The 25,266-nt window shown below is 67.6% G+C and carries 23 protein-coding genes; 16 read left to right on the top strand and 7 right to left on the bottom strand.

Features of this window, described 5'->3' with window-relative positions; translation table 11 throughout:
* Positions 1-28 precede the first annotated feature (28 nt).
* The 3 genes from CJ177_RS19765 to CJ177_RS19755 all read right to left on the bottom strand — a co-directional run bounded on the left by CJ177_RS19765 (position 29) and on the right by CJ177_RS19755 (position 1,942).
* Positions 29-334: a PE family protein gene (locus tag CJ177_RS19765; protein ID WP_005260458.1), complete on the bottom strand. Its 306-nt coding sequence runs from the start codon at positions 332-334 to the stop codon at positions 29-31.
* 149 nt (positions 335-483) lie between these two features.
* Positions 484-834: a metallopeptidase family protein gene (locus tag CJ177_RS19760; protein WP_087561196.1), complete on the bottom strand. Its 351-nt coding sequence runs from the start codon at positions 832-834 to the stop codon at positions 484-486.
* Position 835: 1 nt separating this feature from the next.
* The gene (locus CJ177_RS19755) at positions 836-1,942 is read right to left on the bottom strand and encodes a septum formation family protein (protein ID WP_095868410.1); all 1,107 of its coding nucleotides are present in this window, start codon (positions 1,940-1,942) and stop codon (positions 836-838) included.
* Between the two features lie 81 nt (positions 1,943-2,023).
* Between CJ177_RS19755 and CJ177_RS19750 the strand changes: the two genes are divergently transcribed.
* The 5 genes from CJ177_RS19750 (at position 2,024) to CJ177_RS19730 (ending at position 5,871) form a co-directional block, all read left to right on the top strand.
* Positions 2,024-2,443, top strand: a complete 420-nt coding sequence (locus tag CJ177_RS19750) for an ankyrin repeat domain-containing protein (RefSeq protein ID WP_005248859.1) — start codon at positions 2,024-2,026, stop codon at positions 2,441-2,443.
* 33 nt (positions 2,444-2,476) lie between these two features.
* Complete coding sequence (gene serS, locus CJ177_RS19745) at positions 2,477-3,733, top strand: serine--tRNA ligase (protein ID WP_005248858.1); 1,257 nt, start codon at positions 2,477-2,479, stop codon at positions 3,731-3,733.
* 89 nt (positions 3,734-3,822) lie between these two features.
* The gene (locus CJ177_RS19740) at positions 3,823-4,002 is read left to right on the top strand and encodes a bacterioferritin-associated ferredoxin (protein WP_005248857.1); all 180 of its coding nucleotides are present in this window, start codon (positions 3,823-3,825) and stop codon (positions 4,000-4,002) included.
* A 91-nt stretch (positions 4,003-4,093) separates the two neighbouring features.
* Complete coding sequence (gene bfr, locus CJ177_RS19735; protein WP_005248856.1) at positions 4,094-4,579, top strand: bacterioferritin; 486 nt, start codon at positions 4,094-4,096, stop codon at positions 4,577-4,579.
* A gap of 104 nt (positions 4,580-4,683) precedes the next feature.
* Complete coding sequence (locus tag CJ177_RS19730) at positions 4,684-5,871, top strand: MFS transporter (protein WP_095868409.1); 1,188 nt, start codon at positions 4,684-4,686, stop codon at positions 5,869-5,871.
* A gap of 52 nt (positions 5,872-5,923) precedes the next feature.
* Here the strand turns inward: CJ177_RS19730 and CJ177_RS19725 are convergent, their stop codons facing one another.
* Together CJ177_RS19725 and CJ177_RS19720 are read right to left on the bottom strand one after the other, a co-directional pair.
* On the bottom strand, positions 5,924-7,471 hold the full coding sequence (locus tag CJ177_RS19725; RefSeq protein WP_005248854.1) for an MBL fold metallo-hydrolase: 1,548 nt from the start codon (positions 7,469-7,471) through the stop codon (positions 5,924-5,926).
* Between the two features lie 99 nt (positions 7,472-7,570).
* Positions 7,571-8,398 (bottom strand): hypothetical protein, encoded by an 828-nt coding sequence (locus tag CJ177_RS19720; protein WP_095868408.1) that lies wholly within the window; start codon positions 8,396-8,398, stop codon positions 7,571-7,573.
* An 89-nt stretch (positions 8,399-8,487) separates the two neighbouring features.
* Between CJ177_RS19720 and CJ177_RS19715 the strand changes: the two genes are divergently transcribed.
* Genes CJ177_RS19715 through CJ177_RS19705 form a run of 3 tightly spaced genes read left to right on the top strand, consistent with a single transcriptional unit; the run spans position 8,488 to position 10,850 of the window.
* Positions 8,488-9,243, top strand: a complete 756-nt coding sequence (locus CJ177_RS19715; protein ID WP_005248852.1) for a 1-acyl-sn-glycerol-3-phosphate acyltransferase — start codon at positions 8,488-8,490, stop codon at positions 9,241-9,243.
* 9 nt (positions 9,244-9,252) lie between these two features.
* Positions 9,253-9,984 carry a 1-acyl-sn-glycerol-3-phosphate acyltransferase gene (locus CJ177_RS19710; RefSeq protein ID WP_095868407.1) on the top strand — a complete coding sequence of 244 codons (732 nt, stop codon included), beginning with the start codon at positions 9,253-9,255 and terminating at the stop codon, positions 9,982-9,984.
* Positions 9,985-10,028: 44 nt separating this feature from the next.
* On the top strand, positions 10,029-10,850 hold the full coding sequence (locus tag CJ177_RS19705) for a Cof-type HAD-IIB family hydrolase (protein WP_005248850.1): 822 nt from the start codon (positions 10,029-10,031) through the stop codon (positions 10,848-10,850).
* A gap of 30 nt (positions 10,851-10,880) precedes the next feature.
* On the opposite strand, the gene CJ177_RS19700 is transcribed toward CJ177_RS19705, so the two are convergent.
* A complete protein-coding gene (locus tag CJ177_RS19700) occupies positions 10,881-13,019 on the bottom strand; it encodes a peptidoglycan recognition protein (protein WP_095868406.1) in 2,139 nt (712 codons plus the stop codon).
* A gap of 236 nt (positions 13,020-13,255) precedes the next feature.
* On the opposite strand from CJ177_RS19700, the gene CJ177_RS19695 reads away from it, so the two are divergent.
* The gene (locus tag CJ177_RS19695; protein WP_005248847.1) at positions 13,256-14,830 is read left to right on the top strand and encodes a SpoIID/LytB domain-containing protein; all 1,575 of its coding nucleotides are present in this window, start codon (positions 13,256-13,258) and stop codon (positions 14,828-14,830) included.
* Here CJ177_RS19695 and CJ177_RS19690 read toward each other — a convergent pair.
* On the bottom strand, positions 14,827-15,951 hold the full coding sequence (locus CJ177_RS19690; RefSeq protein ID WP_005248846.1) for a glycosyltransferase: 1,125 nt from the start codon (positions 15,949-15,951) through the stop codon (positions 14,827-14,829). The two genes, CJ177_RS19695 and CJ177_RS19690, sit on opposite strands and share 4 nt — an antisense overlap.
* 147 nt (positions 15,952-16,098) lie before the next feature.
* Between CJ177_RS19690 and glf the strand changes: the two genes are divergently transcribed.
* The 7 genes from glf to CJ177_RS19655 all read left to right on the top strand — a co-directional run bounded on the left by glf (position 16,099) and on the right by CJ177_RS19655 (position 25,180).
* Positions 16,099-17,316, top strand: coding sequence for a UDP-galactopyranose mutase (gene glf, locus CJ177_RS19685; protein ID WP_005248845.1), 1,218 nt, complete (start codon positions 16,099-16,101; stop codon positions 17,314-17,316).
* Positions 17,313-19,229, top strand: coding sequence for a glycosyltransferase (locus tag CJ177_RS19680; protein ID WP_005248844.1), 1,917 nt, complete (start codon positions 17,313-17,315; stop codon positions 19,227-19,229). The genes glf and CJ177_RS19680 overlap by 4 nt, the downstream gene beginning before the upstream one ends.
* Entirely contained in the window at positions 19,210-19,728 is a 519-nt protein-coding gene (locus CJ177_RS19675) for a phosphatase PAP2 family protein (RefSeq protein WP_005248843.1), read from the top strand. The genes CJ177_RS19680 and CJ177_RS19675 overlap by 20 nt, the downstream gene beginning before the upstream one ends.
* The gene (locus CJ177_RS19670) at positions 19,725-20,630 is read left to right on the top strand and encodes a decaprenyl-phosphate phosphoribosyltransferase (RefSeq protein WP_005248842.1); all 906 of its coding nucleotides are present in this window, start codon (positions 19,725-19,727) and stop codon (positions 20,628-20,630) included. The genes CJ177_RS19675 and CJ177_RS19670 overlap by 4 nt, the downstream gene beginning before the upstream one ends.
* A 1-nt stretch (position 20,631) precedes the next feature.
* On the top strand, positions 20,632-22,551 hold the full coding sequence (zomB, locus tag CJ177_RS19665) for a flagellar motor control protein ZomB (protein ID WP_095868405.1): 1,920 nt from the start codon (positions 20,632-20,634) through the stop codon (positions 22,549-22,551).
* 336 nt (positions 22,552-22,887) lie between these two features.
* Positions 22,888-23,898, top strand: a complete 1,011-nt coding sequence (locus tag CJ177_RS19660) for an alpha/beta hydrolase family protein (RefSeq protein ID WP_005248840.1) — start codon at positions 22,888-22,890, stop codon at positions 23,896-23,898.
* A gap of 286 nt (positions 23,899-24,184) precedes the next feature.
* Positions 24,185-25,180 carry an alpha/beta hydrolase family protein gene (locus CJ177_RS19655; protein ID WP_005248839.1) on the top strand — a complete coding sequence of 332 codons (996 nt, stop codon included), beginning with the start codon at positions 24,185-24,187 and terminating at the stop codon, positions 25,178-25,180.
* Positions 25,181-25,266 lie beyond the last annotated feature (86 nt).

The following is a 25,266-nucleotide window of genomic DNA, read 5'->3' as shown; positions in this document are numbered from 1 at the left end:
TCTCCTGGTGGTCTCGAGGCGCCGGCCGTCACATGCCCGCAGCGAGGGACGCGCCGAGCGCGAGGTCCTCGGCGACATACAGCGCGGCCTGGGTGCGGAGCGTGTTCGCGGTCTCGCGCATCTCGAGAATGCCCTGGGCGACAGCAGGAGTGAACGTGTTGGCGACGGTGTCGAAGTAACCAGCCGCGTGCAGCGAGACCTCCTCGCTCCCGGAGGGAAGCACCCGGATGGCCGCGGAGTTGAGAGCGACCGCGGTCTCGAGACGCGCGGCGAGCGCGTCGAGTTCCACGGCGGCGGCGACAAGAGCTTCAGGTGCGACGTGCAGAGCTGGCATGGCGTCGAACTCCTTCTTGACCTAGGCAGGCGGAAGGCAGTTGCCCCCCGGCAAACGAACTGCATGTGCAGCTGTCCCTACACACTTGGACGCTGCAACGCGCTCTTCGGTTCCCCCCGATCCCGAGAAATTCTTCTCGGGAAAACCGTTCATCCCCAGCCGAGCTCGTGCAAGCGATCTTCTTCTATCCCGAAGTAGTGCGCAACCTCGTGTATCACGGTGACGGCCACCTCGTGGACGACTTCCTCCTCCGAACTGCAGATTTCGAGGATGGCGTCGCGGTAGACGGTAATCGTATCGGGCAGCGATCCGCCGTAATGGCTGTCCCGTTCCGTCAGCGCGATCCCGTGGTAGAGGCCCAGAAGATACGGGTCCTCGTCGTTGCGGTCGTCGACGAGGACGACGACGTTGTCGATCGCGGCCGCGAGCCGGGGTGGGATCAGATCGAGTGCGTCGCCCACCAATTCCTCGAATCGGTCGGGCGTCATGCTCACCGCCACATCAGTTCCCGGGGACCGGCACTGCGCCGGGAAGCGGCGTCGGAATCGACCTACCCTCCGGGACCGGCGGCGGCGGTACGGGCGCCGCACCGTCGATGAGGATCTCGCCCTTCGCCGAACCGGTGATGGTCGAGAAGCCGCCGGCGTCGGTCTCCTTGCCCACCGAGCAGTTCACCCGCCTGCTGCCCGCGAGCCAGCTGTCGAGTTCCAGGTTGTCCCAGAACAGCGTGAGTGTCTTGTTGCGCAACGCGTCGGCGGAACCGAGGTACTCGTTGGCGGCCTGCGTGCACACGCCTTCGAGATACTTGTCCTGGTCTTCGACGGCCGGCATCGAGGAAGGGAACTGGGTGGCCAGGTCGACGACGGAGATCACTTCGAAGGCGTGGGGTTGCGCGCAGTCGACGGGGTCGGTGGGCACGTTCTGGTTGATTCCGATGCAGGTGCCCGGATCCCAGATGTTGGATTGGTCCTGCTCGGCCACCTTGCCGGCGAACGGCAGCAACGTCCCTGCGGTGCTGGAGAATTGGAGGCCGCACCGCAGAGTGCGCTCGCCCGCCGCCCAACCGGACTCGCTGGGGAACATGAGACCCACGCTGAACTTGCCGTACGGATCGAACTTCGCGCCGAGGTAACTGTCGACGGCGGGCACACAGTGTTCGTCGCGCAGCGCGGCGAACCGCAGCGCACCCGGGTAACGCGAACCCGGACCGAACTCGGCGCCCGGATACACGCTGAGGTCCAGCGGCGCCGCCACCTCGAACCGGTGTTCCTCCGAGCAGTCGACCTTCGCGACGTCCTTCCGGTCTTCCTGCGGATCGTTCGACGGCGTCCAGTCGAGGCAGTCGCCTGCCGCCGCCGAAGCGAACGCGTCGCCGTCCACCGAACCCGTCGCCTGCGGTCCGGAACCGGGGGAGTGCGCGGGGAGGTTCTCGCTGCGGTTGAAACCGCCGGCGATCGCGAACGTGGCGATCGCCGCCACCACGGCACCTGCCGCGACGGCCGCGAGCGCGCGACGCGTCGTGGTCGCGGACATGCTGCGGGGAGCCTTCTCCGGTTGCCCGGCATTCTTCGGCTGGGGGTCGGCGCCGTTCGACTGATCTGAGGACATCGATTTCCATAATGCCTGTTCCGATCGTGGAAGCAGAACAACTCCCGCAATCGGCTCGAACCTGGCGTAACTTCGACGACCATGAGTGACGATCCTCAGCACTCCGCCGAGCCGGTGGATCCTGAACTGCAAGAGCTCGCCGGGCGTGTGTTCGACACGGCACGATCCGGCGACGCCGTGTCCTTGGCCACGTACCTCGACGCGGGCGTCCCGGTGAACCTGGCAAATCAGAACGGCGACACTCTGGTGATGCTGGCCGCATACCACGGTCACGCCGTGGCCGTTCAAGTCCTGATCGACCGCGGCGCCGATGTCGACCGGCTCAACGACAAGGGGCAGTCCCCGCTGGCAGGGGCGCTGTTCAAGGGTGAGGACGCCGTTGTGCGGACCCTCGTCGCCGGTGGTGCCGACGCCACGGCCGGCCACCCGACTGCCGTCGACGCCGCTCGCATGTTCGGCCGCGAGGACCTTCTGAGCCTGCTGGAACCGAAACCGGAGTGAGCCGCTCTGCGGCGCCCGGTAGGGTTTGAAGCCGTGATTGACCTGAAGTTCCTCCGCGAGAACCCCGACGCCGTCCGCGAGTCGCAGCGCACCCGTGGCGAAGATCCCGCCCTGGTCGACGCATTGCTCGAGGCCGACGCGTCCCGGCGCGCCGCGGTTCTCGCCGGCGACAATCTGCGTGCCGAGCAGAAGGCGTTCGGCAAGAAGGTCGGGCAGGCGTCCCCGGAGGAGCGTCCGGCGCTGCTCGAGGGGTCCAAGGAACTCGCGGCCAAGGTCAAGCAGGCCGAGGCCGAGCAGCACGAGGCGCAGGCCGCGCTCGACGCCGCGCACCGGGCGATCTCCAACGTCGTCCAGGAGGGCGCCCCCGCGGGCGGCGAGGACGACTTCGTCACCCTCGAGACGGTCGGCGAGATTCCCACGTTCGACTTCGAACCCAAGGACCACCTCGAGCTGGGTGAGTCGCTGGGGCTGATCGACATGGAGCGCGGTGCGAAGGTCTCCGGTGCCCGCTTCTACTTCCTCACCGGCTTCGGCGCGATGCTGCAGCTGGGAATGCTGCAGCTGGCCGCGCAGAAGGCGATGGCCAACGGCTTCCAGATGATGATCCCGCCGGTACTGGTGCGACCGGAGATCATGGCGGGAACCGGGTTCCTCGGCGCCCACGCGGACGAGATCTACCACCTCGCCGACGACGACCTGTACCTCGTCGGCACGTCCGAGGTCCCGCTGGCCGGGTACCACTCGGGCGAGATCCTCGACCTCGCCGACGGCGCCAAGCGGTACGCCGGCTGGTCGACGTGCTTCCGCCGCGAGGCCGGCAGCTACGGCAAGGACACCCGCGGCATCATCCGGGTCCACCAGTTCGACAAGGTGGAGATGTTCACCTACTGCAAGCCCGAGGACGCCGACGCGGAGCACCAGCGCCTGCTCGCGTGGGAGCGCGACATGCTCGCCGCGATCGACGTGCCCTACCGCGTGATCGACGTGGCCGGCGGCGACCTGGGGTCGTCGGCGGCCCGCAAGTTCGACTGCGAGGCCTGGGTGCCCACGCAGCAGGCGTACCGCGAGCTCACCTCGACGTCCAACTGCACGACGTTCCAGGCGCGTCGTCTCGGTGTCCGGTACCGCGACGAGAACGGGAAGCCGCAGACGGCCGCGACCCTCAACGGCACCCTCGCCACCACCCGGTGGATCGTCGCCATCCTGGAGAACCACCAGCAGTCCGACGGCACCGTGCGGGTGCCCGAGGCGCTCGTGCCGTTCGTCGGGACGGATGTCCTGAAGCCATGAACGCAGGCTCAGGATTTTGGGAAGGCTACCCTTGCGCGAATGCCGAAATGATGTAACCCTTACCTAATCGAGTTGGTGAGGAGCTCCACATGTTCGTGTGCATCTGCAAGGCAGTGACGGAAGACGAAGTGCACGAGCACTGTGCTGCCGGAGCTGACAGTGCGGACGCCATCGGTGAGCGTTGCGGCGCCGGATGGGGATGTGGAACCTGCGTCGATCGGTTGAAGGAGATTCTGGAGCGGTCCGCCGCCGACAGCGTGGCCGCGTGACGAAACCGCAGCACAACTGAATCCCGCGATCGACTACATCGCGGACACTGCCAGTGGTACGTTCGCCTCAACCGGGGCGAACGGAGAAGTCATGCGCGGCGACGACGAAGTCATTGCTCTTCTCAACGAACAGTTGACCAGTGAGCTGACTGCGATCAACCAGTACTTCCTGCACTCCAAGATGCAGGCCAATTGGGGCTTCACCAAACTGGCGGACAAGACTCGGGCGGAGTCCATCGAGGAGATGAATCACGCCGAGATCCTCACCGACCGGATCCTGTTTCTCGAGGCGCTTCCGAACTATCAGAAGCTGCTGCCGCTGCGCATCGGGCAGGACCTGCGCGAGCAATTTCATTCCGACCTCTCCATCGAAGTCGAGGTCGTCGAGCGTCTGCGTCCGGGCATCCAGATGTGCCGCGACAAGGGCGATGCCACGTCGGCGAAACTGCTCGAGACGATCCTCGAGGAAGAAGAGGATCACATCGATTACCTGGAGACGCAGATCGAACTGATGGACAAGATGGGCGACCAGCTCTACATGGCCCAGCTCGTCGATCAGCCGCCGACCGTCGGATAGGCCGAAAACGGGGTGACACCCCCGGCGTGGAGTGCGAAACTGGGCGCGTGAGATATCCCGCCGCCCAGCCTTGACCCAGTTCGCAGCGTTCTCTCGCCGTCCGCGTGGTCGGCTACGTGTCCACGCGCGACCTCATCCCGCTCTACGGTCTGTACGACCTGCTGTTCGCCGACCACGGACTGAGCGTCGGTCAGATCTCGTCGCTGTTCGTCATCTGGTCGGTCGTGTCCTTCGTCGCCGAGGTGCCGTCCGGCGCGTGGGCCGACACCGTGTCTCGACGTGGCCTCCTGGTGTTCGCATCAGTGCTGTACACGGCCGGATTCACGGTGTGGATCCTCATGCCGTCGTACGCGGGATTCGCGGCCGGATTCGTGTTGTGGGGCATCAGCGGCGCCATCCAGTCGGGCACGTTCGAGGCGTTGCTGTACGACGAACTCGTGGCGCGAGGCGCTGCCGGTGACTTCGCGAGGTTGCTCGGCTACGCCAACTCCGGCGCCATGGTGTGCAACCTTCTCGCGACCCTGACGGCGGCGCCGCTCTACGTCCTCGGCGGATATCCGCTGGTCGGGTGGGTGAGCGTCGGTGCGACCGTGGTCCACGGGGGCTTCGCCCTGCTGCTGCCCGCGGCACCCGAGGCCGAGGAGTCGGACGAGACCCTCGCCGCCGCGGACGCACGACGGGGACTCGCGGCCCGGTATGCCGCGATGCTGCGCGCCGGCCTCGGCGAGGTGACGCGGGAGGCGGTGGTCCGGCGCGGAGTGCTGCTGTCGGCGGTGCTGATCGCGTTCCTGGCGTTCGACGAGTACTTCGGGCTGCTCGCGCGCGACGGCGGAACATCGACGGCGTCCGTACCGCTGCTCGTCGCGATCACGGTGAGCGGTCAGGTGGTCGGCACAGCCCTCGCCGGACGCACGGCGTCGATGCGTGCCGTGACGATGGGGCGGGCCGTCGCCGTCGCCGCGATCCTGCTCGGCGGGGGCGCGCTGCTCGGCGGTGTCCCCGGATTCCTCGCGCTCGGCGTCGGCTACGGCATCCTCGGCAACGCGATGATCGTGTCGGAAGCGCGCGTACAGGATGCGATCACCGGTCCCGCACGCGCCACCGTCACATCGGTGGCCGGACTGCTCGGTGAGGTGGCCGCGGTGCTGATCTACGCGGGGGTCGCCGTCGGGTCCCTGTGGCTGTCGGTCACGACGCTCGTCGCGGCACTGGCCGTTCCCGTGCTGCTGTCGGCGGTCCTGGTGCGTCGGTGGCTGCCGCCGGTCCGGGCCGACGCCGCTGCTGCCGGGTGAACGTACCCTTCGACGCCTCAGATGCGCCGAAGGATACATTCGCCCGCCGGGGTCAGAGCTTGGTGGACCGCAGTTCGTGTCCCTTGGACGTCTTGCAGCGACCGGATTCGAGGTCCCACTGCCAGCCGTGCAGGTTGCAGGTGAGGCTGGTGCCGTCGACGACGCCGAATTTCGACAGGTCGGCCTTCAGGTGCGGGCACCGACGCTGGATCTCGTACCCGCCGAGTTCGATCGACGCGGAGTCGTCGTGGGCCTCGGCGAACCAGCCGTCGGCGTACGCGATGCGCTCGTCGGTGAGGCACTTGAAGAACGTGTAGAGGAATTCGTTGTATCCGCCGACGCGCCAGGCCTCGAAGCGGGTGGACAGGAAGATGGTGTTCACCCAGTCGGGCTCGTCGTCGCGCAGCACCGTGCGCACCAATTCGGGGGCGATGCGGAAGCCGTAGCGGTACTTGCCGTCCTTCTCGCCGCGCGGACGGACGGTGCGCTGCGGGAAGTCGAGGACGACGGTCTCGTCGCCCATCACCAGGCCGACGGGGTAGCCGATGCCGTCGCAGATCAGGTCGGACTGCTTCATGATCGGCTCGAACTTCGCCTTGAGCGCCTCCAGCAGCGGCTCACCCTCGGCGGGGGCCCACGTGGCCTTCTCGGCGGCGAGGACCGGCGCCATGCGCTTCGCCATGTCCTCGATGTACGCGGCCTTGTCGGAGAAGATCTTGTCGACCTCGGCGTCCGGGATCGGGTGCGTGAGCGTCAGCTCGCCGCCCTTCAGGTCCGCGGTGGACCCCGGGATCATCAGGATGCCGCCGTCGTTGCCGTGGATCCGCATCTGCTCGAGGAACGTGATCTGGTCGGGGAAGATGTTGCCCTCGTCACCCCGGTCGTCGTTCAGGTAGCGCAGGGCGTCGTCGAGGAACACCGGCGGTCCGGCGGACGGCACCACCCACGTGGCTGCGACCTGCTCGATGTAGCTGCGGCAGCGGTCCATGCCGCGCTGACGCTTCTGCTTGCCGAAGTTGGCCTTCGTCTTGGTGGGGATGTCGTAGACCATCGGGTACCAGATGGCGCCCGAGTACTGCAGCAGGTGGATGTCGATCTTGCCGAACTCGTCGTGCAGGACGTCCATGTCGACGGGGCGCGCGTCGTTCATGTTGAAACACGTGGTCTCGCCGTCGGACACCACGAGACCCGAGTCGCCGATCGGACCGTCCGCGGGGGCGCGCAGCGCGATGATCATGACGTCGAGGTCACCCTTGGGGCCGGTGACCTTGTGCTTGACCGAATCCTCGGTCTCGAAGAACGTGTGGAAGCCCAGCGCCTCGAGTTCACGCTTGAGGTCCGGCACCGGGTAGTCGGGGAGCAGCACCGTTGCGTCCTTGTTGACGTGCTTGCTCAGGTTCTCCGGGTCGAAGTGGTCCTTGTGCAGGTGCGACACGTACAGGTAGTCGCAGTTGCCCAGGGTGTCCCAGTCGAGCTGGGTGTTGTCCGGGAACGGGAACCAGGACCCGAAGTACGCGGGGTTCACCCAGGGGTCGCACAGGATCGAGCCTGCCTCGGTCTGGATGTGGAATCCGGCGTGTCCGACGCTGGTGACCTGCACTGGTATGCCTCCTGGGAGCTGAGCGACTGTTCCAGAGTAGGCGTTCCCCCCAGGTGAGTGGCAATGCGCGCTCCAGCACACCATGCCACTCACGTGCGGTCAGGTCACTTCGCCCAGGCAGTAGCCGTCGGGGCCGATGGACAGCGTGACCTGCCTGGTGTTCGTCACACCGGACACGTCGGTGACGGGAACGGACACTTCCAGGTAGTCGCCGCGGACCGGGGTGGCGGTCATCGCGTCGGCGGCGAACGCCGTGGTCCCGGCGAGGACGTCGGGGTCGAGCTGGAGCGGCGGCCTGCCGCCGGTGCCCGTGCCGGACGGGTCCCAGGGGCTGAAGCCGGGGCAGATCAGCGGGTAGGCGGTCTCGGTGTCCGCCCTGTTCACCGGCGCGCCCGACTCCCGAGACAGGAATCGGGTGACGGCGTACTCGGCGTCGGCGGGGGTGTAGAAGTCGACGGTCCCGGCGGGGTGGACGTGCGGGCAGGCGTAGCCGGACGCGATCTCGCTGCGTTTGACGGACACCGTGGTGCCGCCGCCTGTCCACGACACCGCGAACTGTCCGTCGACGCCGGGTTGCGCGAGCGCCCCGAGGATCGCGGACGTGTCGGCGTACTGGTCGGCGGCCTGGGCGGACGGCAGCGTCCAGCATTTCGCGGGGACGGTGTCGGGCCGGGTGACCAGGTCGGTGGCCCAGGCGCGGACGGCGTCGACCGCTGCGGGGTTGCCGGGCACGTCGCCGACGATCACCTGCGGCACCGGGGCAGGCGGCGTGGTGGTCCTGGGCTCGGCGGCGGATGTGGGCGCGGAAACGGTGTCGGCCGGGGGCTCGTCCGTCGGGATGCCGGACTGCGAATCGCACGCCACCCCCGCGCCGAGGATCACCGCGACGACCGGCGCGATGAGCGCCCTCCTGCCCCTGCCAGCCATCTCCAGCGCGCCCTTTCTGTCGACTCCCCACCGAATGTCCGTCCCCGACGGCGGGCCAGATCGCGGATACCCGGCTACGCTAGCCGATTGTGGAACCCGTCTACCGAACCGTCATCGGCATCGCCCGCACCGTATTCGCCCTCGAGGGGCTGAAGTTCACGGTCGAGGGCGATCAGCACATTCCGTCGACGGGTGGGGCGGTGATCGCGATCAATCACACCGGCTACATGGACTTCACCTACGCCGGACTTCCGGCCCGCAGGGTGAAGCGGTACGTCCGCTTCATGGCGAAGAAGGAAGTGTTCGACAACAAGATCTCGGGCCCGATCATGCGCGCGCTCAAGCACATTCCGGTCGACCGGGCCGCCGGCGCGGATTCGTACAAGGCGGCCGTCGACTTCCTGCGCCGCGGCGAACTGGTGGGTGTGTACCCGGAGGCCACCATCAGCCGGAGCTTCGAGATCAAGGAATTCAAGTCGGGTGCCGCGCGCATGGCGATCGAGGCGAATGTCCCGATCATCCCGGTGGTCATCTGGGGGGCGCAGCGGGTGTGGACCAAGGGGTTCCCGAAGCGGCTGGGCCGCACGAACACTCCCATCTCGATCGCCGTCGGTGAGCCGATCCAGCCATACGAACCCGCGGCCGAGCTGACCGCGAAGCTGCATGCCACGATGACGACGATGCTCGCCGACCTCCAGCAGGGCTACGACCACCCGGCAGGCGAGTACTGGGTGCCCGCGCGCCTCGGTGGAAGCGCGCCGACACTCGACGAAGCGAACAAGATGGACGCCGCCGACGCCGAGGCGAAGGCACAGTCCCGTCGGGCCCGGGAGACCGGTAGCTAGAAGGTGGCGGTGGAGCCTGTCTACACGGCTGTCGAGTCGACGGCCAAGGCGTTGTCCCTGTTCCAGGGGTTGAGGATGACGCGAGTCGGCCTGGACAACATCCCCACCGAGGGTGGGGCGGTGCTCGCGGTCAATCACACCGGCTACCTGGACTTCGTCCAGCTGGCACTCGCGGTCGGTGCGGTGGACCGCAAACTGCGGCTCATGGCCAAGGCCGAACTCGCGAACAACAAGGTGATGGCGTTCCTGATGCGCGGGTGCGGGGTCATCCCGGTCGACCGGACCGCCGGCGCGGGCGCCTACCTCGCCGCGGTGGAGCGGCTGCGCGAGGGCGAACTGGTGGGTGTGTACCCGGAGGCGACCATCAGCCGGAGCTTCGAGATCAAGGAACTGAAGTCGGGTGCGGCGCGCATGGCGATCGACGCCCGGGTGCCGATCGTGCCCGTCATCGTGTGGGGTGCTCAGCGGATCGCCACGAAGGGGCAGCCGAGACAACTTGGGCGGCATCGGTTTCCGGTGACCGTCGAGGTCGGCCGGCCGATCGAGCCGCGGGAACCGGCGGAGGCCCTCACCGAAACTCTGCACACGGAGATGGACGCGATCCTGCGCCGGGTGCAGGACGGATTCGACCATCCGGCGGGCGCGTACTGGGTGCCCCGGCGACTCGGCGGCAGTGCGCCCACCATCGAGGAGGCCACCGAGATGGACCGCCGCGAAGCCGAGGAACGGCGGGCCCGGTAACGGCCGCCCGGCGGCGCCGCGGACTCGGCAGGCAGAATGGCTGGGTGAGCCCAGACCGACCGAGCCTTGTAGCGTCCGATGTCGACGGCACCCTGATCGGGGAGGACGAGCGCATCAGTGCTCGCACCCGCGACGCCGTCGCGTCGGTGGTCGCGTCGGGAACTCCTTTCGTGCTGGCCACCGGCCGGCCCCCGCGCTGGATCCATCCCGTGGTCGAGGGCCTCGGCTACGCGCCGCTGGCCGTCTGTGCCAACGGCGCCGTCATCTACGACAGCGACAGCGACCGCGTGCTCAGCGCCGCGACCCTCGACGTCGACACCCTCACGTGGCTGTCGGAGATCGCGCTCCGCGTGCTGCCCGGCGCGGGGCTCGCGGCGGAGCGTGTCGGGGTGAGCGCTCACGACGCCGCGACACCGCAGTTCGTGAGTTCACCCGGCTACCAGCACGCCTGGCTCAACCCCGACAACACCGAGATGTCCGAGAACGAGGTCGTCGCGGCCCCCGCGGTGAAGTTGCTGATCCGGGTGCCGGAAATGTCCAGTCAGGCGATGGTGGACGCGCTGGCGCCGCACATCGGTCGCCGTGCGGACGTCACGTTCTCCACCGACAACGGGCTGATCGAACTGTCGGCGTCGGGAATCACGAAGGCGTCGGGTCTCGCGCTGGTGGCGGAACGACTCGGCGTGACGGCGTCGCACATCGTGGCCTTCGGTGACATGCCCAACGACATTCCGATGCTGAACCTCGCGGGCCGGGGTGTCGCCGTCGAGAACGCGCACCCCGACGCCAAGGCCGCCGCCGACGAGGTGACGGCCACCAACTGGGACGACGGGGTCGCGAAAGTGCTCGAGCGCTGGTGGTCCTGAGACCACCAGCGCCCGAGAGGTGAAACCCGATCAGCCGGCCGGAACCGGTGCCGGCTCGACGGGAGCGGGAGCCGGTTCGGGTGCCGGAGCCGGAGCGGGCTCGGCCGGAGCCGGCGGAACCTGTGCCGGGTCCGCGGGCGGTGCGACGGGCGCCGCGGCATCGACCGGGGCACCGTTCCTGTAGGCCTCCGCGTAGGTGTCGTTGTAGGTCTTCAACACCTTGGTGACGATGCCGGTGATCTCGTTGAAGATCAGCGAACCGTTCTCGAAGTCGGTGCGGAGACCGCCCGGGATCGGGTACTCGTCACTGGTCGGCAGGCCCAGTTCGCCGTTGTCGGCTCCGAGGTTCTGCCACGTCTTGAAGATCTGTCCGAGGACCGCCCACACGCCCCCGTTGGGCGAGGTGAAGATGGCGCCGTTGGCGAACTGTGCGCCCGAGTTACCGGCCTTGGCCTGCAGCAGTCCGGTGATGGCCTGGCCGAGCCGGCCGGTGTCGCCGCCTTCCGCCACCCACTTCTGGGCGACCGGCGACGGGTCGGTGAGCCGCAGCAGTTCGTTGACCAGGGCAGGGATTCCGGCGCCGAGGCTGGAGCTTGCGTCCGTGCCGGGACCGCCGGACGGCGCCGGAGCCTCACCCGAGGGTGCGTCCGAGGCCAGCGAGGCGTTGCCGCCGCCGAGGTTGGCCGCCGCGATCTGCCGGATCTCGTCCATGTGTGAGTACGCCGCGTCTCCGGGGCAGGACGTGTTGCCGACGTCGCGGTGCGCGAAGATCACCGGGAGATCGACGGCCTCACCCTCCGCATAGGGAGTGAATTCGGTGCCCTCGGAGTACATCGTCGTCTCGCCGAGTGGGTCGAGTCCGGCCTTGCCGAGTTTCCAGCCCAGGAACTTGCCGACGGCGTCGAGGGTGGCCTGCGGCGGATCCTCGGACGAGAAGTCGCCCATCATCGCGACTCCGGTGGTGTTCTCGTTGAACCCGCCGGCGTGCGCGCCCTGGACCGGACGGTCGAGACCGCCTGCGCGACCCTCGAAGATCTGGCCGTACTTGTCGACCAGTGCGTTGTATCCGATGTCGCACCAGCCGAGTGTCTGCGCGTGGTAGGCGTAGATCGCCCGGACGATCTCGGCCGATTCGGCCTTCGAGTAGTCGTTGGCTCCCGCGGTGTGGTGCACGGTGGCACCGCCGATGAAGTCGTCGTAGTCGGGGTCCTGGCACCGGATGGACTCGTCGGCACCCCACTGCTGGCGGCTGATGACCTTGGGACCGCCGCTGTCGAGCGGGCTCGCGATGTCGCCGAGCGTCGCGTCGCCGGGACCACTGCCAGGTTCGATGAGCACGGCGGTGACGTCGTCGGCGCCCGCGCGTGCCGGTTGCTGCCGCAACGGCGTGTTGACGGCGGCAGGGGTGTAACCGAGCGGTGCGGCCCCGTCGGCGGCCGGAGCAGGCGCGGGAGCAGGGGCTGCGGGTGCCGGGGCGGGCGCGGGCACCGCGTCGGGCGCGGGTGCGCCTGCCGGTGCAGGGAGCGAGGTGGGGGTCAGGATCTGGATCGCCTTCGTCAGCCCGACGTAGACGGGTTCAGTGGCGACCTTGCCGTCCGACGCCGTCTTGTCCGTGCGACGCGTGTCGATCATGTCGGGGGAGACCCACTGTCCCCACGTTCCATCGGCCTGCAGCGCCCGGACCTTCGACTCCGCGGACGCGAGGGTCTCGGAGGTGAGCGCCACCATGCTGAACGGGGCGTCGCGCGACAGTTCCTTGACGATCGTGCCGGGCTGCTGATCGGCCGGGGGCAGGATCGCGGGGTCGGAGACGTCGCCCGGGGCGGGGAGCTTCAGTGGGATCTGCAGGTTCGGGATCTGGATTCCGCCCGGGAGCTGCACGTTGCTGGGGATGTGGAGGTACGGCGGGATCTTCAGGTTCCGGAGGTCGCCGATGTTGACGTCGGGCAGGTTCAGCCCGGTCAGTTCCTTCAGCGGAATCACGATGTCGGGGATCTGCGACAGCACGACCTGCGCGATCTCGGTGGACACTGCCGAGTTGGAGGTTTCGTTCGTGGATTTGACGTCGGAGGGTGCGCTACTGATGCCGTAGACCGCGACGGGACTTGCGACAGCCAGAGCGGCGACAGCCCCGAGGACGATCGAGGGCTTCGGTCGACGGTGCGGCAAGGGGGACTCTCCTCAGTTGTAGTTTCCTGCGAGCGACCTCGCGTGTCTGCAACTCGTGATGCTCGTGTGACTGAAGAGACTGTTGTTGCTAACTCCAACCACTCTTGCCACACTAGTCACACAGGTCCATAACGCTCAACCTTACATTGAGACTTTATCCCGAATTTCTCGGACCCGCTGAGACGAGGTGCACGCCCCGTCTCAGCGCTTGTTGTTCAGCGATGAGGAGTGCAGTGATGGCGAAGACCGAATTCGGGGTTCGTGCAGGTAGGCCTGCCTGGACCCGCAGGAGGCGGTACATCGCGGGCCGTCCCGCCCCGCGCGGATTCACGGCCACACTTCTGCGCGCGTCGGCGCTCGGCATCGCACCCGTCCTCGTCGTCGGCGCCGTCACCGGCGTCGTCGTGCATCTGCGCTCCTCCGGTCAGGACGTCCGGGAAACCGTCGCCTCCGACACGCCGTTCACGCTCTCCGGGCACGGCAACGGCCACGGCCGCGGGATGGGCCAGTGGGGTGCCTACGGATACGCGAAGGATCAGGGGTGGGCGGCCGAGCGCATCCTCGGTCACTACTACGGCGGCACCACCCTCGGCACCCTCGCCGACGCACAGATCAGCGTCCGGCTGCAGGCACGTGACGATCAGCCGCTCGACGTCTACTCCGACGCCGGCGCCGTCGTCGCCGGCAAGCCCGTCGGACCGGGAGAGGCCGTCCACCTCACGCCGACCGCCGACGGCGGCGCCAACGTCGTGGTGACCCGCGGATGTGCCGGCGAGGTCCTGTGGCAGGACGCCACCGACCATCCGTGGGTGGACCCGGTCGACCTGGCCCCGGACCGTCCCGCGAACGAGCACTTGAAGCTGTGCGCCGGTGACACCCCTTACCGCGGCGCTCTCGGGGTCGCGCTCGACGGCGCCGCCGTCCGCACCGTCAACGTCCTCGACATGGACGACTACCTCCTGGGCGTCGTGCCCGCCGAGGCGAAAGCCGGCTGGGCCGACACCGGTGGGGCCGAGGCGCTTCGGGCGCAGGCCGTCGCGGCCCGCTCCTACGCCGCCGCCGAGAACCGGGAAGAGTGGGCGAAGACCTGCGACACCCAGAGCTGCCAGGTGTACGGGGGCTCCGCGAAGGAAGACCCCCGGACCACCGACGCCGTCCGTTCCACCAAGGGCATGATCCTGACCAAGGACAACAAGCCCGTCGCCGCCGAATTTTCCTCGTCCACAGGCGGATACACCGCGGGCGGCGAGTTCCCGTCCGTCGAGGACCAGGGCGACACCGTGTCGCCGAACCACGACTGGACCGTGACCCTCACCGCGGGTGACATCGCGTCCGCGTTCAACGTCGGAGACCTCGAATCGTTCGAGGTGGTCACCCGCAACAACTTCGGAGTCGACGGCGGACGCGTCACCGGTGTGAAGGTGGTCGGATCGTCGGGCACCGCCGAGGCGACGGGCGCCGAGGCGCGGTCGAAGCTGAAGCTCAAGTCCGACTGGTTCACGGTCGGTGACGGACTCGGCGTCCCCGCACCGCCGGCCGCCCCCGAACCCGAGTCCACCCTCGCGTCCGCGGGTGAGGACGAGGACACCGTCGGCACCACCGAGGGTTCGCCGATCGCCGAGAAGTACAAGGAACTCGGCGGGGTCAACAGCACACTGGGAGCGCCGATCGGCCCCGAGTTGATGCTGCCGTCGGAGGCGGGGAAATTCCGGATGTACACCAACGGAACCATCATCTGGACCGAGAAGCTGGGCGCACAGGTGATCGACGCCAGCGTGCTGCGCGAGTGGTTACCGACGGGCGGCAGTTAGACGGAGCAGAGCGGACCGGTTCCCTCGAACACGGCGAGCATCCCGTCGACGGACTCGCCCCAGCCGAAGTCCTCGGCCCGCCGCCGGGCCGAGGCTCGGCGCGTGTGTGAGGGGATCGCGAGTATGCCGCTCACCGCTTCGGCGAACGCGGGACCCCGGTCCCTGGCCAGGGCGCCGCAGCCGGGTGTGATGATCTCGGCGAGCGCCGACGACTGTGACGCGACCACCGGGGTGCCCGCCGCCAGCGACTCGAGCGCCGACAGGCAGAACGTCTCGTGCGGTCCGGGCGCCAGCGACACGTCCGCCGACGCGAACAGCGACGCCAGGCGGCCCTTGTCGCTGATGAACCCGGTGAAGTGCACGGGGAGCCCACGGGCCCGGTACTGCAGCGCCTCGCGCCGCGGGCCGTCCCCGGCGATGACCAGCCGGGCGTCGTGGCCCTGCCGCCGCAGCAGCCGGACGGCGTCGATGCTCCGTTCCACCTGTTTCTCCACCGACAGCCGGCCGCAGTGCAGTAGGAAACGCTGCGCCGGGTCGGCGAAGGAGTCGCGCATCACCTGGTCGTGTTTGCCGGGGTGGAACATCGTGAGGTCGACACCGAGCGGGACCCGGTGCAGGTTGGGGGCCCCGATCCGGGTGAACTCCTCGCTCGCGAAGTCCGTCGTGCAGACGACGGCGTCGTAGTTGCGGGCCATCCGGCGGTTCGCGACGTCGGCCCAGCCGCGGGCCACGCGGCGCGGAGCGAGTTGGCCGAGCAGCCGGTCGAGGCGTTCGTGTGACACGACCACACTGCGTACCCCGCGGGTGCGGGCCCAGCCCCCGAAACCGCGCAGAGTGAGCCGGTCGGACACCTCCAGGACGTCGGGTCGCAGACCGCTGACGACGTCGGCCACCCGCCGCGGATTGACCACGCGATAACCGCCGGTCGCGGGGATGGTGGGAGCAGACCGCGTGATCCGCAGGACCCCACTCGGAAGCAGCTCCTCGCAGTCGCGCTGACCTGGGACGACGAGGACCACCTCGTGCCCGCGTTCGACGTACCCCTGACCCCAGTTGTGGAGGGCGGTGCGAAGCCCACCCGACCGCGGTCCGTAGAAGTTCGCCAGCTGGACGATGCGCACCCGCTCATGAAGCGCGATCGCCGCGTCGGCGGGAACAACGAGGTCTGCAGAACCGGTGAATACAGGGAGAACTCCTCGTGCGTGCGGAAGGGGTCCTTGCCCCCCTTGGCCGCGCACGGGCGGCGGAGTCGCTTACCCTGGTTCATCGTGACCGCTGCAACCCCAGAGACAACCGCCCCTGGCCGGTACGACCTCATCGTCGTCGGCTCCGGATTTTTCGGACTGACCGTCGCCGAGCGTGCAGCAACACAGCTGGGTAAGCGTGTGCTGGTGCTCGACCGTCGTCATCACCTGGGCGGAAACGCCTATTCGGAGGCCGAACCCGAGACCGGCATCGAAATCCACAAGTACGGAGCGCACCTGTTCCACACCTCGAACAAGAGAGTGTGGGACTACGTCACCCAGTTCACCGAATTCACGAACTACCAGCACCGCGTGTTCGCGCTGCACAAGGGGCAGGCGTACCAGTTCCCGATGGGGCTGGGCCTCGTGTCGCAGTTCTTCGGGCGCTACTTCACCCCCGACGAGGCGCGGAAGCTGATTGCCGAACAGTCCAGCGAGATCGACTCGGCGTCTGCGTCCAACTTGGAGGAGAAGGCGATCTCCCTGATCGGGCGGCCGCTGTACGAGGCGTTCGTGCGCGACTACACCGCCAAGCAGTGGCAGACGGACCCCAAGAATCTGCCCGCGGGCAACATCACCCGCCTGCCGGTGCGGTACACGTTCGACAACCGCTACTTCAACGACACGTACGAGGGCCTGCCCGTCGACGGCTACACCGCGTGGCTCGAGAACATGGCGAAGGACCCGAAGATCGAGGTCCGGCTCGAGACCGACTGGTTCGACGTCCGCGACGACCTGCGTGCCGAGAGCCCCGACGCCCCCGTCGTCTACACCGGCCCCCTCGACCGCTACTTCGACTACTCCGAGGGCGAGCTGGGCTGGCGCACCCTCGACTTCGAGACCGAGGTGCTCGAGACCGGCGACTTCCAGGGAACCCCGGTCATGAACTACAACGACGCCGACGTGCCCTTCACCCGGATCCACGAGTTCCGCCACTTCCACCCGGAGCGGGACTACCCGAAGGACAAGACGGTCATCATGCGGGAGTTCTCGCGGTTCGCGGAGAGCAAGGACGAGCCGTACTACCCGATCAACACCCCCGACGACCGCGCGATGCTCGCCGCCTACCGCGACCGCGCGAAGGAGGAGATGGCGTCGAACAAGGTTCTGTTCGGCGGCCGTCTCGGCACCTACCAGTACCTGGACATGCACATGGCGATCGCCAGCGCGCTGTCGATGTTCGACAACTCCCTGCGTCCGCACTTCGAATCCGGTGCGGCCCTGGTGGGGGATGCCGAATGAGCGCCCGACATCTGCTCGAATCCGAGAAGGTCACCGAGGACGCCCCGTTACTCGGCAAGTCGCTGCTGCAGCGGGTGATCCTGCCGCGTGCCGGCGAGCCGCTCGACGTCCGCACCCTCTACCTGGAGGAGGCGAAGACCAACAGCCGTCGCGCGCATTCGCTGTCGCGCACCTCGCTGTCGGTCGGCGCCGAGGCGGAGGCGTCGTTCTGCACCTACTTCAACGCGTTCCCGGCCAGCTACTGGCGCCGGTGGAGCACCCTGAACTCCGTGGTGCTGCGTCTCGAGCTGTCGGGGCACTGCCGCATCGACGTGTACCGCTCGAAGGCCGACTCGTCGCGCATCCACGTCGAGGGCCGCGAGTTCCAGGACGGTGACGCCGCGCTGGAATTCGAGATCGAACTCGCCCCGTTCGAGGACGGCGGCTGGATCTGGTTCGACATCACCACCGACACCGAGGTCGTGCTGGAGAGCGCCGGCTGGTACGCGCCGGTCGACGCCCCCGGTGAGGCCACCGTCGCCGTCGGCATCCCCACGTTCAACCGGCCGACCGACTGCGTCAAGGCGCTGACGGCGCTGGCGTCCGACGAGCTCGTCATGGACGTGGTCAAGGCCGTCATCATCCCGGACCAAGGCACCCGCAAGGTCAAGGACGAGCCCGGCTTCACGGAGGCCGCCGAAGCGCTCGGCGACCGGCTGGCCATCCACGACCAGGCGAACCTCGGCGGGTCCGGCGGCTACAGCCGGATCATGTACGAGGCGCTGAAGACCACCGACTGCCAGCACATCCTGTTCATGGACGACGACATCGAGATCGAACCCGACTCGATCCTGCGCGCGCTGGCGATGTCGCGGTTCGCGAAGTCGCCGATGCTCGTCGGCGGGCAGATGCTGAACCTCCAGGAGCGCAGTCACCTGCACTCGATGGGCGAGGTCGTCGACCGGTCCATCTTCATGTGGACGGCCGCCCCGAACGTCGAGTACGACCACGACTTCTCCCGGTACCCGCTCAGTGACCGCGAGAACTCCCGGCTGCTGCACCGCCGGATCGACGTCGACTACAACGGCTGGTGGATGTGCATGATCCCGCGGCAGGCCGCCGAGGAACTCGGTCAGCCACTGCCGCTGTTCATCAAATGGGACGACGCCGAATACGGCCTGCGTGCCCGTGATGCCGGCTACCCGACCGTGACCATGCCCGGTGCCGCGATCTGGCACATGGCGTGGAGCGACAAGGACGACGCCATCGACTGGCAGGCGTACTTCCACCTCCGTAACCGGCTCGTCGTCGCGGCCCTGCACATGCCGGGCAACGGCCGCGGACTCGTGATCAACACCGTCAAGGCCACGATCAAGCATCTGCTGTGCCTCGAGTACTCGACCGTCGCGATCCAGAACCAGGCCATCGCCGACTTCCTGCAGGGCCCCGAGCACATCTTCGAACTGCTCCCGACCGCGCTCGGCAACGTCCACGCGATGCGCAAGGAGTACCCGGACGCCGTCGTGCTGCCGTCGTCGACGAGCCTGCCGCTGCCCTCCGGTGAGGAAGTCGGCGCGGTCGGCCTGCCGACGAACCCGCTCGCGAAGATCGTGCGTCTCGGCAAGGGCCTGGTCCACAACGTGAAGCCCGCGCACGAGCAGCACCACGAGCGTCCCCAGCTCAACGTGCCCACCATCGACGCGCGGTGGTTCCTGCTGTCCCAGGTGGACGGCGTCACCGTCACCACCGCGGACGGGCGAGGAGTCGTCTACCGCAAGCGCAACCCCAAGCTGGCGCTCGCGCTGCTGAAGGAAGCGATCCGGCTGCGCCGTGAACTGGCCCAGCGGTTCCCCGAACTCAAGCGCGAGTACCAGGACGCCGTTCCTGCCCTGACCAGTAAGGAGAGGTGGGAACGTGTCTTCGGCATCCAGTGAGATCCAGATCCTGCACACCGTCCAGTCGACGATCGCGAGCCGTCCCGGCGTCGTCTCGACCGCCCGGGGTATGTCGCACTTCGGTGAGCACGCCCTCGGGTGGGTGGCCGTCGCCGGCATCGGCGCGGCACTCGACAAGCCTCGTCGCCGGCAGTGGGCGGGAGTCGCGGTGGGTGCCGTCGGCGCCCACGCGGCCTCGATCGTGATCAAACGCATCGTCCGCCGCCCCCGGCCGAACGACCCGTCGATCCAGGTCAACGTGTCGACGCCCAGCAAATTGAGCTTCCCGTCGTCGCACGCGACGTCCACGACAGCGGCTGCCGTGCTGCTCGGCCGTCTCACCGGGCTACCCTTGCCTGCGTTGTTGGTACCGCCGATGCTGCTCTCCCGGCTCGTTCTGGGAGTGCACTACCCGACCGATGTGCTCGCCGGATCTGCCCTGGGGGCCGCCTCTGCGGTCGCGGTGCTGAAGGCCGAGCAGAAGTTTGGAGAGAAATGAGCGAGGAACCGGCCGTCGTCACCGGACCCCCGACATCCCTGGCGGCAGGCATCGTCAAGGCCGTCCGCCCGCGTCAGTGGGTCAAGAACGTCCTGGTCCTCGCAGCTCCCGTCGCCGCGGGCACGGCGACGGAATCCGACGTCCTGCTTCCCGTCGCACTCGCCTTCGTGGTGTTCTGCATGGCAGCGTCCGGCATCTACCTCGTCAACGACGCGATGGACGTCGAGGCGGACCGCGCGCACCCCACCAAGCGATTCCGCCCCATCGCGGCCGGTGTGCTGCCCGTCAACCTGGCGTTCGGCATGGCGGTCGTGCTGCTCGGCGGGTCCATCGCCCTGTCGTTCCTCGCCAACTGGCAGCTGGCGGTCGTGATGGCCGTCTACATCGGCATCCAGCTGGCCTACTGCTTCGGTCTCAAACACCAGGCCGTCCTCGACATCTGCATCGTCTCGTCCGGGTTCCTGCTGCGCGCCATCGCAGGCGGTGTGGCCGCCGAGATCGCGCTGTCGCAGTGGTTCCTGCTGGTCATGGCGTTCGGTTCGCTGTTCATGGCGGCCGGTAAGCGGTACGCCGAACTGCAGCTCGCGGAGCGCACCGGCGCGAAGATCCGCAAGTCCCTCGAGAACTACACCACGACGTACCTGCGTTTCGTCTGGACGCTCAGCGCCACCGCGGTCGTGCTCTGCTACGGACTGTGGGCGTTCCAGCAGGACGACCTGAAGGCCACCAACTGGTACGCCATCTCGATGGTGCCGTTCACCATCGCGATCCTGCGTTACGCCGTCGACGTCGACGGCGGCGAGGCGGGGGAGCCCGAGGAGATCGCGCTGGGCGACCGCGTGCTCCAACTCCTCGCGATTGCCTGGATCGGAGTGGTGGGTGTCGCTGTCTACCTCGTCTGACTTGGTAGGAGGCGCCGAGGACTCGGACGCCGCCGCGGAGCGGACCACCGAACGCCACCGGAAGGCCATCCTCTCGAGGGTGGTCTTCCTCGGGGGTGTGGCCATCTCGGCTCTCCTGATGTTCTGGGGTGCCTGGGAACGGCGATGGATTGCCGACGACGGTCTGATCGTGCTGCGCACGGTCCGCAACCTCCTCGCAGGCAACGGTCCGGTCTTCAACTCGGGCGAGCGTGTCGAGGCCAACACCAGTACCGCGTGGACGTACATCGTCTACGCGTTCACCTGGCTCTCCCAGGCCCGGCTCGAATACGTCGTCCTGACGATCGCGCTGATCCTGTCCACGGCGGCGATCGTGCTCGCCATGTTCGGCACCGCGCGCCTGTACCGCGGTGGGTCCTTCGCCGGCGGCGGCACGCTGTTCCTGATGCCCGCCGGTGTGCTCGTCTACATCGCGGTGCCCCCGGCCCGCGACTTCGCGACGTCGGGTCTCGAAAGCTGCCTCGTCATCTTCTGGATCGCGCTGCTGTGGCTGCTGCTGGTCCGATGGAGTCAGGCCACCACCCCGTCGACCACGTCGGTGCTCGTTCTCTCGTTCATCGCGGGCATGGGGCCCCTCGTGCGCCCCGAGCTGGCGATCCTGGGTGTGCTGTCGCTGGCCATGATCTTCCTCGCCCCCGGTCTCACCTGGGTGGTGCGCGTGGCGATGGTGTTCGTCGCCGGCATAGTTCCGGTGGGATACCAGATCTGGCGCATGGGCTACTACGCCCTCCCGTACCCCAACACCGCGGTGTCGAAGGACGCCGGCGGCGCCAAGTGGTCGCAGGGTTTCGCCTACCTCTGGAATCTGCTCGGCCCGTACCTGCTGTGGCTGCCGCTCGTCTTTCTGTTCGCCGGCGCCGTGATCGCCTGGCGCGGCCGGGACAAGTCCATCGAAGATGGTGTTCATCACATCGAAGGGAATCGGCTGACGCGCCTGCGCGGTTGGTTGCGGACGCAGAATGCCGTCGTCGTCTTCATTCTCGCGAGCGGGCTGATCCTCGGTCTGTACTCGTTGCGCGTCGGCGGCGACTTCATGCACGGCCGCGTTCTTCTCCCCGTTCTGTTCTGTTTCATCGTTCCCGTCGCCGTAATTCCGGTGCGAATTCCGGATCGGGCGGCGTGGGGGCGTAATAGGGAATCGTCGATTTTCCTCGCAATGGCTTTCCTGTGGGTCGGCACCGTCGTGTGGGCATTTTTCGCGTCGAACACGACGGGAATGCCGGAAGGTGTCGTTATCGGACGTTCCGGAATTGTCGACGAACGCGCCTTCTACGTTCTCAACACCGGTCATGCGCACCCGATTCGCGCGGACGATTATCTGGACTACCCGCGGATGCGCGCCATGGTCCAGACCATCTCGGACACTCCCGACGGCGGCCTGCTCATCCCGTCCGCCGACTACACGTACTGGTTCGTCGTTCCTCCGCCCCTTCCGATCCCGGACGGCGGCGCAGGCCACACCGTCTACTTCCTGAACCTCGGCATGACGAGCATGAACGTCGGCCTCGACGTGCGAGTGCTGGACCAGATGGGTCTCGCCTACCCGCTCGCGGCGCACACCGAGCGGTTGGACGACGGCCGTATCGGGCACGACAAGAACCTGTACCCCGACTGGGTCGTGGTGGACACGGGAATGATCGACAAGCACCCGTGGATGCCCGGATTCCTCGACGAGGAATGGGTGACCGAGGCGCGGGTCGCGCTCACGTGCCCCGAGACGCAGGACCTGCTGACGTCGTATCGGTCGGAACTGACGTGGCCGCGATTCAAGCAGAATTTCAAGGATGCGCTGCATTTCGCGAGTTACCGATTCGAGCGAGTGCCCGCATATGAAATTCAGCGGTGCAATCTCGAGCCGCCGTTCCCGGAACCGGCCAAATAGGGCGAACCGGGCGGGGCGTGGGTCACCGGGGCGTCCCGGGCAGATCTCGATGTCGGAACATCAGATCTCGTTTGTGTAACGCTGGAACTGTCGGCGACGATGTACGTCGATGATGAGTCATCGTGACGGTGGTCTGGAAGTTCCGTGGAAAACGTTCCGTGAGCGTTTGTCAGGGAAGTTCGTGTGACATACAGTCCACCGAGCGCAGTGTGACTTGGAAGAGGTCCGCTGCCGACCCGGCTTCATGCCCGGGCCGGCAGGTCGCCTGTTCCCCGACGGAATCCGCCGGAGCCGCCTAGTGGCGGAGTCCGCAGACGAAGAGAGTGAGCAGTATTCATGCGTTTTGCCAGACCGAGGTTGTCTCAGCGCCTCAAGCAGCGTGCGATGGCCATCGGTGCCGTCGCACTGGTACTGCCTGTGGGCGCAGGAATCGCTGGTGGAGCCGTCGCCGCAGCAGCACCGACGCACGCGGGTCCCGTCAAGACCGCGCCGGCCGGTGGCTACGAGGAACTGTGGGTTCCCTCTTCGATGGGACCGATCAAGGTCCAGGTCCAGTGGGCAGCCCGCGGCGGTAGCGCCGCGCTGTATCTGCTCGACGGACTGCGCGCCCGCAACGACCGCAACGCGTGGAGTTTCGAGACCAACGCGTTCGATCAGTACCGCAACGACAACGTGACCCTGGTCATGCCCGTCGGTGGCGAGTCCAGCTTCTACTCCGACTGGTACTCGGCGAGTAACTTCAACGGCCAGCCCGTCACGTACAAGTGGGAGACGTTCCTGACGAAGGAACTGCCCGACTTCCTGGCCAACTACGGTGTCTCGCGCACGAACAACGCCGTCCTCGGCCTTTCGATGGGTGGTAGTGCCGCCCTGACCCTCGCCGCGTACCACCGCGACCAGTTCAAGTTCGCCGGTTCGCTGTCCGGGTACCTGAACATCTCGGCTCCCGGCATGCGTGAGGCGATTCGCGTCGCGATGATCGACGCCGGCCGCTACAACGTCGACGCGATGTGGGGCCCTCCGTGGAACCCGGCGTGGCTGCGTAACGACCCGTTCGTGTTCGCCCCGCGTCTGAACGGCCTGTCGATGTTCATCTCGGCTGCCAGCGGTCTGCCCGGCGAGTTCGACCACCCGCGCGCTCCGATCGACTACTACAACACCGCCAACGGCATGGGCCTCGAGGCTCTCGCCCTGGCCAACACCCGCGCCTTCCAGGTGCGTCTGGCCACCCTCGGTGTCCCGGCCACCTTCGACTTCCCCGCCAACGGCACGCACTCGTGGCCGTACTGGGGTGCCGAGCTGTGGAAGGCACGCGGCCAGATCCTGGACACCCTGGGCGCCTGGTGATCTGACACCACCGTCGTGACGACTGCCGCCCCGCCTCTCCGGCGGGGCGGCACTCGTGCGCTCCGGGGCGCCCGGGCCTTGCCCGGGGACGTGAGGGAAAACCCAGGATTCCCTTCCCCCGGGAGTGCACAACGGAACGTTTTGTCAGTAAGGTGATCCCGTCGAGACGCCACCCGCGCAGCGAGCGCTGCGCGGGTGGCGTCTGTACGTGAGATTTTCACGAGAGTTATCGAGAGGTTGCCGCGGCCGCGGCGCGAGACGGATCAAGCGGAGGGAAGACGAGTTCATGCGTGTTGGGGGTTCGACGAGAACAAGCGGATGGGCCAGGCGTACTGCCGCCGCAATTGCTCTGGCGGTCGCACTGCCGCTGGGCGTGACCATGGTGGGCGGCGGCGCAACCGCATCCGCCGCCTTCGATCCCGCCGCGCAGGACTTCTGGGTCGATTCCGCCATGGGACCGATCAAGAGCCGCGTCTGGCGGGCCGCCGACGGCAACACCAACCGGGTCGTCTACCTGCTCGACGGTCTGCGCGCGCAGGACGACCTGAGCGGCTGGGAGGTCAACACCGACGCGGGCCCGTTCCTCGCCTCGCAGAACATCAACGTCGTCCAGCCGGTCGGCGGGCAGTCCAGCTTCTACTCCGACTGGATCTCGAACTCGAACCTCAACGGCCAGAAGACCCCGTACAAGTGGGAGACGTTCCTCACGCAGGAACTTCGCGACGCACTGGCGAACCGCCTCGGGTTCCAGTCCACCCGCAACGGCGTCATCGGCCTGTCGATGGGTGGCAGCGCCGCCCTGACCCTCGCCGCCTACCACCCCGATCAGTTCAACTACGCGGGCTCGCTGTCCGGTTACCTGAACATCTCGGCTCCCGGCATGCGTGAGGCCATCCGCATCGCGATGCTCGACGCCGGCCGCTACAACGTCGACGCGATGTGGGGCCCGCCGTGGAACCCGGCGTGGCTGCGTAACGACCCGTTCGTGTTCGCGAACAAGCTTCGCGACAACAACACCCGCCTGTGGGTGTCGGCCGCCAACGGCATCCCCGCCCCCGGCGGAGCCGCGCCGACCGGATTCATGGACGTCTTCAACGCGAGCACCGGTGCGAGCCTCGAGGCGCTGTCGCTGGCGAACACCCGTGCCTTCCAGGTCAAGATGGCGACCCTCGGCGCGAAGAACGTCACCTACAGCTTCCCGCCCCGCGGCATCCACACGTGGCGTTACTGGCAGCAGCAGATCCACGATCTGGCCGGCGACCTCGGCAACACGATCGGGTAGCTCGGAAGTAACAATTGCACCAGCTGTAACAGCGCGGCACTCCCACTCGTCTGTCGTTTGCGTGTAGAAAGAACCGGAACGCGAGG

Source organism: Rhodococcus sp. ACPA1, assembly GCF_002300195.1.
Classification (GTDB): domain Bacteria; phylum Actinomycetota; class Actinomycetes; order Mycobacteriales; family Mycobacteriaceae; genus Rhodococcus_F; species Rhodococcus_F opacus.
Note: the sequence above shows the minus strand (reverse complement) of the source record. Positions and strands in the feature narration are given on the sequence as shown.